The following is a 15,978-nucleotide window of genomic DNA, read 5'->3' on the forward strand; positions in this document are numbered from 1 at the left end:
AATTCGCGGAATGACGGCTCCCCTGATCTAGGTCCGGCCGAAGGGTGAGCCTCCGGATCTCATGGTCCTGCCCCGGTTTGTGGTCCGCGGCCTATGCAAGTTCTCGGGCTGTTGACGGTCCCCCGGATTTTGGTCCGGCCGAAGGGTGAGCCTCCAGATCTCATTCGGCAGCCTCTCGGGCCGCCGCCAAGGCGAATTCCTGGGGCGTCCGCCACCCCAGGGCTGTGTGAGGACGGCTCTCGTTGTACTGCCGCCGCCACGCCTCGATCTTGGCCCGGGCGTCGGCCAGCGACAAGAACCAGTTCGCGTTCAGGCACTCGTCGCGCAGCCGCCCGTTGAACGACTCGACCAGCGCGTTGTCGGTCGGCTTGCCTGGCCGCGAGAAATCCAGCGCGACGCTGTTCTCGTAGGCCCAGCGGTCGAGCGCCTTCGAGACGAACTCAGGCCCATTGTCGACCTGGATCGTGCCCGGTGCTCCGCGCAGGAGTGCCAAGCGGGCGACGACAGCCACGACCTGCTCGCCCTTGATGCCCTGATCCACCTCGATCGCCAGAGCCTCGCGCGTGAAGGCATCCACCACCGTCAAGGCTCGTAGCCGGCGGCCGTCGAAGAGCGCGTCGGAGACGAAGTCCATCGACCATCGCTCGTTGGGCCGCACCGGGACAGGCCGACACTCCCGGTGGGCCGCGCTGACGTGCCGGCGCGGCCGCTTGAGCCGCAGGCTCAGGCCCTCGTCCTTGTAGAGCCGGTGGACCCGCTTGTGGTTTACCCGCCAGCCTTCCCGGCGCAGTAGGATGTAGATCCGGAAGTAGCCGTAGCGCACGCGGCTCTTGGCGAGATCACGGATGCGCATCCGCAGCGGTGCCTGATCGGGTTTGGTCGAGCGGTAACGAATGCTCGACCGACCGACGCCGAGCGCGACGCAGCCGCGCCGCTCACTCACCCCGTGCGCCTCCTGAACTTGGTGCACGAGCTCGCGTCGCCGAGCAGGCGTCAGAGCTTTTTTGCGAGCACGTCCTGCAGGATATGCTTGTCGAGGCTCAGATCGGCCACGAGTTGCTTGAGCTTGCGGTTCTCCTCCTCCAGCTGCTTCAGGCGCCGTAGCTCTCCCGTGCCGAGGCCGCCGTAGAGCTTCTTCCAGCGGTAGAACGTCTGCTCGGAGATGCCCAGCCGGCGCAGCACCTCCGCCACCGGCGTTCCGGTCTCGGCCTGCTTGAGCGCGAAGGCGATCTGCTCCTCGGTGAACCTGCTCTTCTTCACGGCTCTGCTCCTCCCGTCGGGGTCTTACAGAACCGGAAAACTCGCACTCTGGCTGGATCAAAGCGATGGGGGGACGTCAAAGGGTTCAGAATGCCCGAAAAACTTGCGCTCGGCCCGGACCAGTTCGCGGGGTCAGGACCAGGGGGACGTCAGGGGCGTCAACACCTGTGAGGGCTGGAATAATGGACAGCACCATCGTGATGCTATCATCGCGGATTACCTAACTCACTCACGTCCTCTGTCCCATGCGTCCCGGCCTTATAGCGCGGGACGGTGGGACAGCATCGACCCAGACGGCAAATCGCGACTTCGGCGGCATGTCAGACCGGACGGATTGAGAGACTGCTGCAGAGTGGCGGCTATGTGTATTCGTTCCCATCGCGTCCGTCCTCCGTCGGCTCAGAGCCATACTTAAGGGCGGACAATTGCGCTGGGGGCTGACCACATCCGCACGGGATCCTGCGATCGGCCTTGCGGTGCGCGCCGGGCTGGTTGGTCGGCATGACCAGCGTGCACTCGTTCTCGCAGCGAATCTTCATAGCAATAGGCCGAACACGCCTTGCCTAGGGCGTCAGGATCTGCTCGCAAACGGCACCACCGACCTTCTCGAAGGACGGGCGCTACCTCGCGTCTACTACGCAAAACCCACACATCGCCTGCCAAAGACTTATACATCGAAAATTTCTTACGAAATGCCATTTTTATGCTTGTTTCGCAAGAATGGTTGTGCGATAAGAAACCAGACTCAGTGAGGCTCTAACGTTCGCTACCGTGGAGAACGCAGCGTGGCAGTATCACTTGCAAAACCCGAACCGCTATCCGCAGAAGAACTCATGGAAATTGCAGCAACAATAGATGGCAAGAAAGATCTTCCAGGCTGGCAGACACGCCTCGCTCGGACTCTTGACGCTCATACAGATAGATCGATTATATCTTCTCAAATTAGCTTATGGACGAATCCTTCAAACGAGCGAAAACCCCCTTGGTGGGCGACAGGTCCGTGCTATCTCGCTCTGATAAGCTCGAGCATTGAGCTGCACGAACGAGGGATTCAATGCACTAAACTTGCCGAAAAAATCAGATTGAACCAGCTTAGAAGAACGCATTTTGGAAGCATATGATTGATATAAAGATATATTATAATGATTTAATCCGTGTCGAAAATTTTGGAGACATGAGACGGTGAACACGATTGATGCGTCGACCAACATATATAAGGGCGACTCTGCGTTATCGAATTCAATTATCGACAAAGTTACAAATAAAGAACTATTTGAATGTCGGAAATCAAAAAAATCTATTGATTATATCGCTAGGCCTGATCTATAAAACAAGGAGCTATCAATGAGCTAAATGACACAATGACATATGATCTGCCGGGGGATGATTACAAAATGATTGATAGACCGAAAGAAAAGACGACAAATGAGTCTGAATACACTTGCGAGCACGCAACGGTGACAAAATCAACCATGGGTCAAATTCCGGAATATTCGATGATGGGTTTGTCAGAGTGGGACATCTTCGGTGATCCTACTTTCGAAGGCATGACAGAAGGCGATGATGTGATAGACGATCAGTCAGAGTTATCAAATGTTGGTGTTATACTAGAAACATCCCCCGAATTAACAACAGAAGATAATAAAACATTCTTCATTACTGTAGAGTTGCAAGACTTTATTGAAGAAAATCTGCCAGAGAGACAATTCGTGCTACATCCACTCTTGCCGGAACGTGGTCTTGCAATGCTATACGCTGGCCGTGGCGTCGGGAAGACCCATGTTGCACTTGGAATAAGCTTTGCGGTGTCAGCGGGAGGAGAGTTCTTGCGTTGGCGAGCCCCAACGGCACGTAGAGTGCTTTATGTAGATGGCGAGATGCCGCAGCAGACTTTGCAGGAACGGGCTCGAGCACTTCAAGCAGCACATAATCCAGACATACCCTTAGATCTAAGTTTTACGATTCTGTCTATGGATAGGCAGAAATTAGGCCGAAATATAAATCTTGCAAATCCAGTCCATCAAGCTGAAATTGAATCATTATTAAAAAACGGCGACTTACTAGTTATCGATAATATTTCTACTCTTGTGAAGGGAGGCAAGGAAAATGACGCGGCAAGCTGGGATGTTATGCAGATTTGGCTGTTACAGCTTCGCAGACGCGGAGTGAGCGTTTTACTGGTTCATCACACCGGCAGAGGCGATCATGCTCGAGGAACATCCAAGCGAGAGGACGTGCTCGACACCGTCGTCATGCTGAAACGTCCAGACGACTACCGGATGGAACAAGGCGCGAGATTCCAGGTCCATCTAACAAAGGCACGGGGTATAGCTGGGCCCGATGCGGAGCCTTTCGAGGCTCAGCTGAATGTTTCAAATGGAAAAGCGATGTGGACTTGGAGTAGCATTGATGACGACAGCACATCAAAAATAATCGAACATACGCAGGCCGGCGCTAGCGTTCGAGAGATTGCCGCAGGCCTTGGTCTAAGTAAATCTGCTGTACAGCGCGCGCAAACAGAATTGCGCGCAAGTGGTAAGCTGTAAAAAATACCCCGTGATGTCTTTCAGTAATGCAAAATCCGAGGACCGATATGAAGCGACTAGCAAGAAACCAATCACGCCCTAGCGATATTTTCTTATGTGAGCTGAGGCGGGTAGAACCAATCCTCCACAAGCTTGTGACAGGAAGCTACCTATTTGAAGTATTAAGATATAGACCGTGTAAAGGCTATGAGCTTAAGAGTATCGACGGATTGCCATCTGAAGGACTAGTACTTGAGTTATCTAGCAATGATAGATTTACATGTTACCAAACTCAGGGTTGGAAGCGTCCAAAATTCCAGTATCGGAATCCTGTAGGATGGCTTGCGGTCTGCAATAAAGGGTATGTGATAGGCGATCTGGAAAATGCATCATACGAGACTATGGCGCCTGCACTTTGGGAACTATGCAATTTCAATTCGAAACAGAGATAATTGCTCCAAAAGATCCGATGATACTGCATCTGAAATATTTGTTTTTAATTGAAATTGGGTTAACCTAGAAATATTCCGCGCCTCAGGCCCGCTGGTGACGGAGGATGTCTTCAACGCAGAGCATCCGAATCCTCGCATCGCCTCCGAGTTGGAAGGCGCCGCGCGGCTGGAGGCGGGCGTCAACGTGTCGGTCGTGCGGCTCCCCCGGGTGCATGACAGGGTCAAGCAGGGGCTCGTCACCTACTTGGTCAACCTGGCCCGCCGGAAGGGCGTCTCGGCCTATGTCGGGAAGACGGCCATCGCGGCGGAACTGAGCACCGGCAAGCACACGGTCGGCAAGTGGCGCGAACGGTTTGCCCGCGAACGCACGGATGGCCTGCTGGATGAACCTCGCTCGGGAGCCCCGCGCCGGATCGGCGACGAGCAGGTCGCCGAGTTGATCGACCGCACGCTCTGCGAGCAGCCCCAGGGTGCCACTCACTGGAGCCAGCGCAGCATGGCCAAGGCTAGCGGGGTGTCGGGCGCGACGGTCGGGCGGGTCTGGCGGGCGTTCGGCCTGCAGCCGCACCGCGCCGAGACCTTCAAGCTCTCGACCGATCCGCTGTTTGCCGAGAAGGTGCGCGATATCGTGGGGCTCTATCTGGCTCCGCCCGCCCGCGCCCTGGTTCTCTGCGTGGACAAGAAGTCCCAGGTTCAGGCGCTCGATCGCCCGCAGCCGCTGCTGCCGCTCCGGCCCGGACAGGTGGAGCGGCGCACGCACGACTATGCCCGACATGGCACCACCAGCTTGTTTGCCGCTCTCGATGTAAAGGCCGGGACCGTGATCGGGCAGTGCTATCCGCGTCACCGTGCCAGCGAGTTCCGCCGCTTCCTGGACGAGATCGAGGCGGCGGTCCCGGTCGACCTCGACGTGCATCTGGTGCTCGTCAACTCGGCGACGCACAAGACCAAGTTGATCCGCGATTGGCTAGCCAAGCGCCCGCACTATCCCGTGCACTTCACGCCGACCTCTGCTTCATGGATCAACCAGGTCGAGCGGTGGTTCGGCTTGCTGACGGAGCGGGCGATCCGGCGAGGCGTTCATTGCTCGGTGGACGAGCTTGAACGCGACATTCGCGCCTTCATCGAGGCCACGAATGCCGATCCGAAACCGTTCCGGTGGGTGAAGTCGGCCGACGCGATCCTCGCCAGCGTCAAACGCTTTTGCCTGCGTGCACTCGAAGCTGAGCCAGAGACAAGTCTTCGTCCTGAACGAGCTATCCTCGACCGTGATGGCGTGCGGGTACGCCCCGGCGACCGGCGCGATCACGCCGTATCAGGAAGTCTCCGCCCTTCCGGATACGTTCATCGGGTTCAGCCGAGCCTCCGAGATCGACATCACGCCCGACGGCCAGTTCGTCTACGTGAGCAATCGCGGACACGATTCCGTCGCGGCGTTCGCGGTCGACGATGGCACAGGTCGTCTCGCGCCCGTCGGCTGGATTGCCGCGGAAGGGAGAACGCCGCGCTTCTTCACGCTGGACCCGCCGAGCCAACGCCTGTTTGCCGCGAACGAGGACAGCGACACGATCGTCGGCTTCTCACGCGACCAAGCGGCCGGCAGATTATCCGAAGGGACGATCGTGGCGCACACGGGCAGTCCGACCTGCATCCTGTTCGCATAGCGCCTGCCGTGAAGGTGCAAAAACCGTGTTTTGCGCAGGATCGGACATTTACGATAGGCGCCGCGACTTGCTCGCGCGTTTCTGCTCGATGCCGAGATCGGTTTTGGTCTGAACCATTCCCGGCGAGGACGGCCAGCGCCGCGCTTCAGTTCTGCGCGCGGGGCTTCGCTCAGAGCGCAAATTGCCTGGCGGCCGCCTCGTAGGCCCCATAACCGAGCGTCGCGGTCAGCTCCGCCGGAGGCAGCGCGCTTTCGGCGGCCGAGCGGCCTTCGGCGAGGGCGGCGAGACCGCTGCGGATCCCCGCGACGGCCGGGGACAGGAGACCTGTCGGGTAGGTGCCAATCTTGAGGCCGAGCTCTGCCGCTCGCGCCTGGGTCGGCGTCTCCCGCGGCGCGCCGGGGGACAACACGGCGAAGTGCGGGCGGCCGCCGCTCGCCGCAACGGCGCGCAGGATCTCGGCTTCGTCGGCGGGTGAGTCGAGGAACAGGAGGTCGGCCCCTTCCTCCACGAACATCTCGACGCGGGCGATCGCCTCGTCGATGCCTTGCGTCGGACGGCAATCGGTGCGCGCCATCACCAGGATCCCTGAATCCCGGGCGGCCTCGACCGCGGCGCGGACCTTCAAGCGCGCTTCGTCCCGCGGCAGGCAGGGCTTGCCAGCGGCAGTGAGAGCCCGCGGCGTGACCTTGTCCTCGATCAGCACGGCGGCGGCTCCAGCCCGTCCGTAGGCGCGCACGGTGCGCTGCACATTCATCGCGTTGCCGTAGCCGTGGTCGCCGTCCGCCAGCACAAGCGTGCCGGGGGCAGCGCCTCGCACCATCTCGAGCGAGTTCAGCATCTCGCCAAACGAGATCAGGTCGAGGTCCGGCCCCCCGAGCCGCGACGCCGCCACGCACGAACCCGACAGGAACGCCGTCGCGAACCCGGCCTCGGACGCGAGCTTGGCGGTCAAACCGTCCCAGACTGCCGGCATGACGATGAAATCGGGCTGGACAAGCAGGGCGCGCAGACGGTCGGGCGGGGTAATAACGTGAAGTGTCATGGCGTGGGCTCCTCGCATCGGTCCGGCCGGGCCTACTCGTTTCGGCTCGTCCCGGAGGGTTCGGCCCCGGGCAAGTGCCGGTGGCGATCGCCGGCTCGAGCCGCGCCGACGGTGTCGGCTGCGAGGTCTAGCGGAAACTGTCTGCCCGTAGCCAAGACGGGTTCGCTCTGGCTTGATAGCGTTTCCCTATGCCCCCGGGCCGCGAGGCCACGCCCATGAAGCCGAACCGATGAACTTCAAGCGCCTTCAGTACTTCCTGAAGATCGTCGACATCGGCAGCATGACCCAGGCTGCCGACGTGCTGCATGTGGCGCAGCCGGCGCTCAGCCAGCAGCTCGCAACCCTCGAGGCGGAGACCGGCCAGCAGCTCCTGGTGCGCACCACCCGCGGGGTCACCCCAACCGAAGCGGGAAAGGTGCTCTACCGCCACGCCCAGGCGATCATGCGCCAGTGCGACCAGGCCCGGGTCGACATGCGGGCGGCGGGCGCAGGACTGTCTGGCGCGGTCTCGATCGGCCTCGCGCCGGGCACCGCTGCGGCGGGGCTGGCTCTGCCGCTCCTGCAGGCCATGCGCGCGCACCATCCCGGCATCGTGCCCTACCTCAACGAGACCTACGGTACGACGCTCTCCGAACTCGTCATGAACGGCCGGATGGATCTCGCGGTCCTGTATGGCGGGACGGTGGAGGTCCACGGCCTGAGCTTCCTGCCGCTCCTGCGCGAGCCGCTCTACCTCGTCGGCCCGGCCGGCCTGACACCGTGTCCCGATCCCGTCCCGCTGCGCGACGTCGCCGGCCTCGATCTCTACCTGCCGCGTCCCTACAACGTCGTGCGCAAGCTCATCGACGGCGCCTGCGCGGGCATCGACCTCGCGCCGCGGGTCGTCGCCGAGATCGAGTCCGCCAGCACCCTGAAGGCGGTCATCGCCGCGGGCCTCGGAGCGACGATCCTGCCGGAATCAATGGCCCGGGAGGTGACCGCCTCGACGCCGTCCTGGCGCGCCCGGATCGTCGAGCCGGCGATCGAGGCGCCCCTTGCCCTGTGCCAGTCCGATCACCTGCCGCTCTCCGAGCCGGCGCAGGCCGTGCGGGCACTGCTTCTCGGGCTGGTGCGCGACTGGCCGCGAGCCCCGCTCCCCGTCCGGAACGCGCCGGCGCCGTCATAAACAGTGCTTATCGGCGCAGTCCCGATCCGTCTTGGCGGCCGGCTGATTGCGCCACTAGCGTGCTCATCCGAAGCGGCCGTTGCGGCCGGTGGATGGCACCCCGATGACCCTGGACGAGATCAAGGCGCTGATCGACGCGATGGCCGCGTCCGACCTCGCCGAGATGGAGGTGGCGAAGGACGGCTGGACCCTGCGGCTGGCCCGCCAGATCCACCGAGCCCGCAGCGCCGACGATCCGGCGTCGCGTCCTGCCTCCGGAGCACCCGCGTTCCCGGTCACCGCGGCTTGCGCCGCCGATGTCCCCTCCCCCGTCCCGGGCGCGCCCGCTGCCGACGAGGTGCGCGCCCCGCTCGCGGGCCTCGCCTACCTCTCACCCGCCCCCGAGGCGCCGCCCTACGTCGCTCTCGGCCAGGCCGTCGAGGCCGGTGCGCTGCTCTGCACCGTCGAGGCGATGAAGACCTTCCACGAGGTCCGGGCCCCGCGCGCCGGGTCGATCGCGGCCGTGCTCATCGCCTCCGGCGACGAGGTCGAGGGCGGCCAGCCGCTCCTGCGCCTGACGTGAGGCCCGGCATGTTCGACACCGTCCTCATCGCCAACCGCGGCGAGATCGCCCTTCGCATCCAGCGGGCCTGCCGGACGCTCGGCCTGCGCACCGTCGCGGCCTACTCGCAGGCCGACCGGGAGGCGCCGCATGTGCGCCACGCCGACATCGCCGTCTGCATCGGCCCGGCCGCGGCCGGGCGCAGCTACCTCGACGCCACCGCGATCCTGCTCGCCGCCCAGGCCACCGGAGCGGGCGCGATCCATCCCGGTTACGGCTTTCTGTCCGAGAATGCCGACTTCGCCGCGCGGGTGGCGGAAGCCGGCCTCGTCTTCATCGGCCCGGACGCCGCCTGCATCCACACGATGGGCGACAAGGTCGCCGCCAAGGCGGCGATGCGCGCGGCCGGCGTTCCTTGCGTGCCCGGCTCGGACGGTGCCCTGCCCGACGAGCCGGAAGCCGTGCGCCGCATCGCCGCTGAGACCGGTTATCCCGTCCTTCTCAAGGCGGCTGGCGGCGGCGGCGGGCGCGGCATGCGGGTCGTGCGCGAGGAGGGCGCCCTCCTCGAGGCCCTCGCCCTGGTGCGCGAGGAGGCGCGGCGCGCCTTCGGCAACCCGGCGATCTACGTCGAGGCGTATCTCCCCACCCCGCGCCATGTCGAGATCCAGGTGCTCGCCGATGGGCAGGGCAACGCAGTCTGGCTCGGCACCCGCGACTGCTCGCTGCAGCGTCGCCATCAGAAGGTGCTGGAGGAGGCCCCGGCCCCCGGCCTCGATCCGGCGAGCGTGGCGGAGGTCGGCGACGCTTGCGCCGAGGCCTGCCGCCGCATCGGCTATCGCGGTGCCGGCACCTTCGAGTTCCTCTACGAGGACGGCCGCTTCTACTTCATCGAGATGAACACCCGGGTGCAGGTCGAGCATCCGGTGACCGAGATGGTCACCGGCCTCGACATCGTGGCGGGGGGGATCCGCGTCGCCCGCGGCGAGCCCCTGAGCCTGCGCCAGTCCGACATCGTCACCCGCGGCCACGCCTTCGAGTGCCGGATCAACGCCGAGGATCCCGTGACCTTCGCGCCGGCCCCGGGGCGGATCGCCCGCTTCGACGTGCCGGGCGGCCCGGGCGTGCGCGTCGACAGCCACGCCGGTGCCGGCACGGTGGTGCCGCCGCACTACGATTCGCTGATCGCCAAGCTGATCGTCCACGCCCCTACCCGCGGCGAGGCCCTGGCGCGCCTGCGCGTCGCCCTGTCCGAGACGCGGATCGAGGGCATCGCGACGAACTTGCCCCTGCACGCCCGCATCCTCGCCGATGCGGTCTTCGCGGCCGGGGGGGTCGACATCCACCACCTCGAGGCGATGCTGGGGCGCGCGGCATGAACCGACCGATCCCGCTTCCCCCGCACGCCGAGGCGCCGGATTTGGCGCCGTGCATCAGCCTCCTCGGCACTACCGCCCTACTGTTCGAGGCGCCCGGCGAGACGTGTCTCGAGACACAAGCCCGGATCTGGTCGCTCGCCCGCGAGGCCGATACTTGGCCGGAGGTGCGCGAGGCGGTGCCGGGAGTGAACAACCTGCTCGTGACGTGGCGCGAGCCGCCCCGCCGCCTCGAAGCGATCACCGGGCGCCTCGCCGCCGCCTGGAAGGCGGCTCCACCCCTCGCGCTCGCGGGCCGCACCGTCGAGTTACCCGTGGTCTATGGCGGTGAGGGTGGGCCGCACATGGCCGACGTCGTCGCGCATACCGGCCTGTCCCCGGACGAGATCGCCGAGATCCACGCCGCCCCGCTCTACCCGGTCTACGCGCTCGGCAGCCATCCGGGCTACTGCTACCTGGGCGGCATGGACCCGCGGATCGCGACGCCGCGGCGCAAGGTGCCGGTCCTGCGCATTCCCGGCGGCGCGGTGTCGATCGGTGGCGCGCAGACCGGGGTCTCGGCCTCGCCCGGGCCGAGCGGCTGGAACACCATCGGGTCGACCGACATGATTTTCTTCGACGCCGCCCGCACGCCGCCGGCGCTGCTCCAGCCCGGTGACAGCCTGCGCTTCCGCATCGCCGGGGTGGTAAGATGATTCGCCTCCTCGCCTGCGGCGCGCTCGCCACCGTGCAGGATCGCGGCCGGCTCGGGGCCTTGCGCTGGGGCGTCGGAACGGCCGGCGCCATGGACACCCTGGCGCTCGCTGGCGGCAACCTTCTCGTTGGCAACCCGGATGACGCGGCCGGGATCGAGATCCAGGTGCCGCCATTCGAGATCCGTTTCGAGGTCGCGACCACCTTCGCGGTCACCGGGGCCGATTGCGCCCTCATGCTCGACGGGGTTCCGATCCTGCCCTGGACCGGGGCGCGGGCCAGGGCCGGGGCGGTCCTTCGCCTCGCGCGGCGGGCAAGCCCCCAGGCCTGGGGGGCGCGGTCCTACCTCTGCGTCTCTGGCGGAATCGACGTGCCGGTGGTGCTCGGTTCGCGGGCGACGCAGCTGCGCGGCGCTATCGGAGGCCACCAGGGCCGGTCGCTGCAGGCCGGCGACGAACTGCCCCTTGGGAGCCCAGATTTGTCTCCGCCGGTGGCCGGGACCGGGCTGGTCCCCCCGGTCGTCGCGCTGCCGCTCGCGGTCGACGGCCTGCCGGCCCTGCGGGTGCTGCCGGCCGCCGAGTACGAGTGCTACAGGCCCGTCTCGCGCGCGGCGTTCTGGGGCGAGCCGTGGCGGGTGACGCCGCAAAGCGACCGATACGGCTTCCGCCTCTCCGGCCCGACCCTGACGCCGCTCGAGCCTCTGGAGTTGCGCTCGCATGGGATCGTGCCGGGCACGATCCAGGTGCCGCATGGCGGTCAGCCGATCGTCCAGATGTGCGACGCCCAGCCCTCCGGCGGCTACCCGAAGATCGGCACCGTCATCGAGGCCGACCTCTGGCGCCTCGCCCAGGCGCCGATCGGCGCCCGGATCCGCTTCATCGAGACCGACTGGGACGGCGCCCTCGCCGCCCGCGATGCGCTCGACGGCTGGCTGTCCGCCGCCCGCCGCGCCCTGTCCTACCTCCGTGCGCGGAGCACCGCATGACCTCGCCCCTCGCCCACATCCCCGACCTTGCCGCGTGGCTCGCCGCCTCGGGGCTCGCGGAGCTCGAACTCCGGGGACCGGCCGGACATGTCCGCCTCGTGCGCGGTCGCGCGGACGCCGTGACGGCGGCCGCTCCCGCGCCGCCCGCCGGGCCCGCCCGCGACGTCGTCCGATCGCCGGGCGTCGGCCATTTTCTCAGCGCCCATCCGTTGCGCCCCGAACCGCTCGTGGGTCCGGGCGACCGGATCGCCGCTGGGCAGCCGGTCGGCCTCCTGCGGGTCGGTGACCTACTCGTGATCGTCACGGCGCCGGTCGCCGCGACCGTCATCCGGGTCGTCGCCCAGGAGGCCGCGCTCGTCGGCTACGGCGACTCGCTCGTCGAGATCCAGCCGGAGGGTTGAGCGATGCGGATCGACCTCAACGCCGATCTCGGCGAGGGTTACGGCCCCTGGCGCATGGGAGACGACGAGGGCCTCCTCGACGTCCTGTCCTCGGCCAACATCGCCTGCGGCTTCCATGCCGGCGATCCGCTGATCATGGAACGCACGGTCCGCCTCGCGACGGCGCGCGGCGTCGATATCGGCGCCCATGTCGGCTTCCCGGATCGGCAGGGCTTCGGCCGCCGGGTGATGCAGGTCGAGCGCGACGAGCTGTGCGCGATGGTCGTCTACCAGCTCGGCGCGCTCGCCGGAATTGCCCGGGCGCAGGGTGCGAGCATGACCCACATGAGCTTCCACGGCGCGCTCGGCAACATGGCAGCGGCCGATCCGGACCTCGCCGCGCCCCTCGTCGCGGCGGTGGCCCGCTTCGACCCCGGCCTGACCGTGCTGACCTCGCCGAGCCGGGCGATCGAGGACGCCGCCGCCGCTCACGGCCTGCGGGTGGCCAAGACCTTCCTGGCGGACCGGGCCTGCGACCGCGACGGGCTCCTGGTGCCGCGCCGGCTCCCGGGCGCGGTGATCCACGACGAGGCGCAGGTGCTGGAGCGGGTGCGCCGGCTCCTCGCCGACGGCGTCGTCGTCACGCACGAGGGCGAGCGCCTGTCCTTGAGCCCGGACACGATCCTGGTCCACGGCGACACGCCCGGCGCCCTCGCGCTCGCCCGGGCCGTGCGCCAAGCGGTGTCGGAGGCCGGAGGGGAGATCGTGCCCCTGTCCCGCCAGGGCGCGGCGCCCGCATAACATCGTCTTATCGCGGCACAGACAATCCGTCTTTCCCAAGCGGCAACCCCGTCCCTTAACGTTCGTCATCGTCACGGATCTGCCATGCCGTTCTCCGATTACACAAAAGCTCTCGTGACCGGCGCCTCGGGCGGCATCGGCGCGGCAATCGTCGAGCGCTTCCGCCGCGAGGGGCTCGAGGTCCACGCCGTCGCCCGCAGCCGGGAGCCGCTGGAGGCGCTCGCCGCCCGGACCAACTGCGTGCCGCACGTCATCGACGTGACCGATACCGCCGCGCTCGCCGAACTGGCAGCCAAGGTGCCGTTCGACATCCTGGTCAACAATGCCGGCGTCGATACGCCCCGCAAGCTTCTCGACGCGCGGGAGGCCGACATCGACCTGCTCGTCGACGTGAACCTGCGGGCGGTGCTTCACCTGTGCCGGCTGATCGTGCCGGGCATGGCGGCGCGCGACCGCGGCCACGTGATCAACGTCTCGTCGATCGCCGGGAACTACAACTTCGGCGGCAACTCGACCTATCACGCCACCAAGGCGGCGGTGGCGATGCTGTCGAACCAGCTGCGCCTCGACACCTTCGGGCGCCGGGTGCGGGTGACCGAGATCTGCCCCGGCCGCGTCGCCACCGACATCTTCGCCCATGTCCACGGCGACACGCCGGAGGTCCGGGCCCGCTTCATCGACGGGTTTGAACTGCCCGAGGCCGCTGACATCGCCGAGGCGGTCGCCTTCGCGGTCGCCGCACCCCGCGCGATGAATATCGGTCACATGGAGATCACCCCGACCCTCCAGGTGATGGGCGGGCTCCAGACCGCCCGTCCCGGCGATCCGAGGACCTGACGCCGTGCACGGGTTCGACCTCCTCGCCGTCCTGTCCAACCCGGATTTCGCCGGGATGCTGTGGAGCGGCGCGCTGGTGACCCTCGTGGTCGCGGCGGGCTCGTGGTGCCTCGCGATGGGGCTCGCCCTCGTGCTGCTCTCGTTACGCCTCGCGCCCGGCCGGATCGGCGACCGGGTGGTTGCCGCCTACGTCTCCTACCACCGCAACGTGCCGACGCTGGTGCAGCTGATGCTGTGGTACTTCGGCATCGCGAGCCTGCTGCCGGACCCGGTCCAGACCTGGCTCAACGACCACGGCGCCGAGGCGGTCTACGGCGTCGTCGGCCTCGGCCTGTGCCAGGCCGCCTATTTCAGCGAGGACCTCCGCTCGGGCCTGCGCGCGGTGGCGACCGGCCAGATGGAGGCCGCGCGGGCCCTCGGCCACGGCTTCGTCGGCGCCTTGCGCCACGTGCTGATGCCCCAGGCCATCCGCAATGCGCTGCCCGCCCTCGTCAATCACTCGGTCTCTCTGTTCAAGAACAGCTCGCTCGCCATGGCGATCGGCGTCTCGGAGCTGACCCACGCGGTCAAGGAGGTCGAGAACCTGAGCTTCCGCACCTTCGAGACCTACCTGATCGCCACAATCGCCTACCTCGCCGTCTCGCTTGTCATCATGGGCATCGGCGCCGCGCTGCAATGGCGCGGGCAGGTCATGGGGGCACGCTGACGATGATCGGCGACATTCTCACGATCCTGCGCGACAACTGGCTGCTGCTCCTCATCGGCCAGTACCCGAACGGGCCGCTCGGGGGCTTTGCCGCCACCCTGATCCTCTCGGCGCTCTCGATCGCGCTGGCCTTCCCGCTGAGCGTGCTGATCGCGCTCGCCCGGCTGTCGCGCAATCCGCTGCTGCTGTGGCCCTCGTCGGCGCTAGTCTATCTCGCCCGCGGCGTGCCGCTCTTGATGCTGATCCTGTGGGTCTACTTCATGGTGCCGCTGCTCCTCGGCGCCAATGTCCCGGGCTTCGTCACCATGCTGGTGACCCTGGTCATGTATGAAGGCGCTTTCTTGAGCGAGGTGGTGCGTGGCGGCATCGTCGCGCTCGGGCGCGGCCAGATGGAGGCCGCCCGCGCGCTCGGCCACTCCTACCCGCAGGCGCTCCTCTACGTCGTCCTGCCGCAGGCGCTCTACAACGTCATCCCGAGCCTGATCAGCCAGTTCGTTTCGACCATCAAGGAGACGACCCTCGGCTACGTTATCAACGTGCCGGAGCTGACCTTCGCGGCCAACCAGATCAACAACCAGATCCTGACGCAGCCGTTCCAGGTCTTCTTCCTGCTCGCGGTCATCTACTACGCCGTGTGCTGGACGTTGACGGCCCTCGCGGTCCGGCTCGAGCGGCGCATCGCCCGCCGCCGCGCCGGCCCGGCCAGTGCCCCCGCGCCGCTCCCCGTCCGCCAACTCACGGCCGAGCCATGATGACCGAGATCGCGACGACTGACGCCGCCATGATCCGCTTCGCGAGCGTCACGAAGTATTATGGGGCGTACAAGGCGCTCGACGACGTCACGGCCGAGGTCGGGCGCGGCGAGGTGGTGGTGGTCTGCGGGCCGTCCGGCTCGGGCAAGTCCACCCTGATCCGGACCGTCAACCGGCTCGAGGAGATCGCGTCGGGCACCCTCACCTTCGACGGCGAGAGAGTGCACGGGCCGCTGAAGGCGGCGACGCTCAACCGCCTGCGCAGCCGCATCGGCTTCGTGTTCCAGAGCTTCAACCTGTTCCCGCACCTCTCGGCGCTCGAGAACGTCACCCTCTCGCCGGTCAAGGTCAACGGCACGACGCGCGAGGTCGCGCGGGACCGCGCCATGGCGCTCCTCGACCGGGTCGGGCTGTCCGCCAAGGCCGGCGCGTATCCGGCCCAGCTCTCGGGCGGCCAGCAGCAGCGGGTGGCGATCGCCCGGGCGCTCGCGATGGAGCCGCCCGCGATGCTGTTCGACGAGCCGACCTCGGCCCTCGATCCGGAGATGGTCGGCGAGGTGCTCGCCGTGATGCGCGGCCTCGCGGCCGAAGGCATGACGATGATGTGCGTCACCCACGAGATGGGCTTTGCCCGCGAGGTCGCCGACCGGGTCTGGTTCATGGATGCCGGACGCATCCTCGAGACCGCGACGCCGGACGCGTTCTTTTCCGACCCGCAGCACCCGCGCGCGAAGAAGTTCCTCTTCGACCTGCGCCATTAGACCTTCGCCAAATAGATCCTCGCCCAGCAGATTTTCGCAAG

15 protein-coding genes and 2 pseudogenes are annotated in these 15,978 nt (G+C 66.1%); 15 read left to right on the forward strand and 2 right to left on the reverse strand.

What is annotated here, in order from left to right:
- Nucleotides 1-160: 160 nt before the first annotated feature.
- A protein-coding gene (locus EU555_RS10835; protein WP_135414679.1) for an IS3 family transposase occupies nucleotides 161-1,260 on the reverse strand; the annotation gives its coding sequence in 2 pieces (ribosomal slippage) (nucleotides 161-1,008 and nucleotides 1,008-1,260; 1,101 coding nt in all).
- A 1,361-nt stretch (nucleotides 1,261-2,621) separates the two neighbouring features.
- Here EU555_RS10835 and EU555_RS10840 point away from each other — a divergent pair.
- From EU555_RS10840 to EU555_RS37695, 4 genes and pseudogenes are all read left to right on the forward strand, one after another.
- The gene (locus EU555_RS10840; protein WP_135414680.1) at nucleotides 2,622-3,806 is read left to right on the forward strand and encodes an AAA family ATPase; all 1,185 of its coding nucleotides are present in this window, start codon (nucleotides 2,622-2,624) and stop codon (nucleotides 3,804-3,806) included.
- Nucleotides 3,807-4,322: 516 nt separating this feature from the next.
- Nucleotides 4,323-4,529 (forward strand): annotated as a pseudogene (locus EU555_RS37690) (NAD-dependent dehydratase); the annotation flags it as partial.
- 3 nt (nucleotides 4,530-4,532) lie between these two features.
- Nucleotides 4,533-5,453, forward strand: a pseudogene (locus tag EU555_RS10845) (IS630 family transposase); the annotation flags it as partial.
- Between the two features lie 55 nt (nucleotides 5,454-5,508).
- Nucleotides 5,509-5,901 carry a lactonase family protein gene (locus tag EU555_RS37695; protein ID WP_135414868.1) on the forward strand — a complete coding sequence of 131 codons (393 nt, stop codon included), beginning with the start codon at nucleotides 5,509-5,511 and terminating at the stop codon, nucleotides 5,899-5,901.
- Nucleotides 5,902-6,070: 169 nt separating this feature from the next.
- Here the strand turns inward: EU555_RS37695 and EU555_RS10855 are convergent, their stop codons facing one another.
- Complete coding sequence (locus EU555_RS10855; protein WP_205820882.1) at nucleotides 6,071-6,961, reverse strand: isocitrate lyase/PEP mutase family protein; 891 nt, start codon at nucleotides 6,959-6,961, stop codon at nucleotides 6,071-6,073.
- Nucleotides 6,962-7,172: 211 nt separating this feature from the next.
- Between EU555_RS10855 and nac the strand changes: the two genes are divergently transcribed.
- From nac to EU555_RS10910, 11 genes are all read left to right on the forward strand, one after another.
- Entirely contained in the window at nucleotides 7,173-8,108 is a 936-nt protein-coding gene (nac, locus tag EU555_RS10860) for a nitrogen assimilation transcriptional regulator NAC (protein WP_135414681.1), read from the forward strand.
- Nucleotides 8,109-8,211: 103 nt separating this feature from the next.
- The gene (locus EU555_RS10865) at nucleotides 8,212-8,670 is read left to right on the forward strand and encodes an acetyl-CoA carboxylase biotin carboxyl carrier protein (protein WP_135414682.1); all 459 of its coding nucleotides are present in this window, start codon (nucleotides 8,212-8,214) and stop codon (nucleotides 8,668-8,670) included.
- An 8-nt stretch (nucleotides 8,671-8,678) separates the two neighbouring features.
- Nucleotides 8,679-10,025: an acetyl-CoA carboxylase biotin carboxylase subunit gene (gene accC, locus EU555_RS10870; protein ID WP_135414683.1), complete on the forward strand. Its 1,347-nt coding sequence runs from the start codon at nucleotides 8,679-8,681 to the stop codon at nucleotides 10,023-10,025.
- Nucleotides 10,022-10,717 carry a 5-oxoprolinase subunit PxpB gene (pxpB, locus tag EU555_RS10875; RefSeq protein WP_135414684.1) on the forward strand — a complete coding sequence of 232 codons (696 nt, stop codon included), beginning with the start codon at nucleotides 10,022-10,024 and terminating at the stop codon, nucleotides 10,715-10,717. Before accC ends, pxpB begins: the two co-directional genes overlap by 4 nt.
- On the forward strand, nucleotides 10,714-11,700 hold the full coding sequence (locus tag EU555_RS10880; RefSeq protein ID WP_135414685.1) for a 5-oxoprolinase subunit C family protein: 987 nt from the start codon (nucleotides 10,714-10,716) through the stop codon (nucleotides 11,698-11,700). Before pxpB ends, EU555_RS10880 begins: the two co-directional genes overlap by 4 nt.
- A complete protein-coding gene (locus EU555_RS10885; protein WP_135414686.1) occupies nucleotides 11,697-12,101 on the forward strand; it encodes an acetyl-CoA carboxylase biotin carboxyl carrier protein in 405 nt (134 codons plus the stop codon). The genes EU555_RS10880 and EU555_RS10885 overlap by 4 nt, the downstream gene beginning before the upstream one ends.
- A 3-nt stretch (nucleotides 12,102-12,104) precedes the next feature.
- Nucleotides 12,105-12,881, forward strand: coding sequence for a LamB/YcsF family protein (locus tag EU555_RS10890; protein ID WP_135414687.1), 777 nt, complete (start codon nucleotides 12,105-12,107; stop codon nucleotides 12,879-12,881).
- 84 nt (nucleotides 12,882-12,965) lie between these two features.
- On the forward strand, nucleotides 12,966-13,718 hold the full coding sequence (locus tag EU555_RS10895; protein WP_135414688.1) for an SDR family oxidoreductase: 753 nt from the start codon (nucleotides 12,966-12,968) through the stop codon (nucleotides 13,716-13,718).
- A gap of 4 nt (nucleotides 13,719-13,722) precedes the next feature.
- Nucleotides 13,723-14,424, forward strand: coding sequence for an amino acid ABC transporter permease (locus EU555_RS10900; protein ID WP_135414689.1), 702 nt, complete (start codon nucleotides 13,723-13,725; stop codon nucleotides 14,422-14,424).
- A 2-nt stretch (nucleotides 14,425-14,426) separates the two neighbouring features.
- Entirely contained in the window at nucleotides 14,427-15,176 is a 750-nt protein-coding gene (locus tag EU555_RS10905) for an amino acid ABC transporter permease (protein ID WP_135414690.1), read from the forward strand.
- A complete protein-coding gene (locus tag EU555_RS10910) occupies nucleotides 15,173-15,937 on the forward strand; it encodes an amino acid ABC transporter ATP-binding protein (RefSeq protein ID WP_281041278.1) in 765 nt (254 codons plus the stop codon). The genes EU555_RS10905 and EU555_RS10910 overlap by 4 nt, the downstream gene beginning before the upstream one ends.
- Nucleotides 15,938-15,978: the final 41 nt, after the last annotated feature.

Origin of the sequence: Methylobacterium nonmethylotrophicum, assembly GCF_004745635.1 — a bacterium.
Lineage (GTDB): Bacteria > Pseudomonadota > Alphaproteobacteria > Rhizobiales > Beijerinckiaceae > Methylobacterium > Methylobacterium nonmethylotrophicum.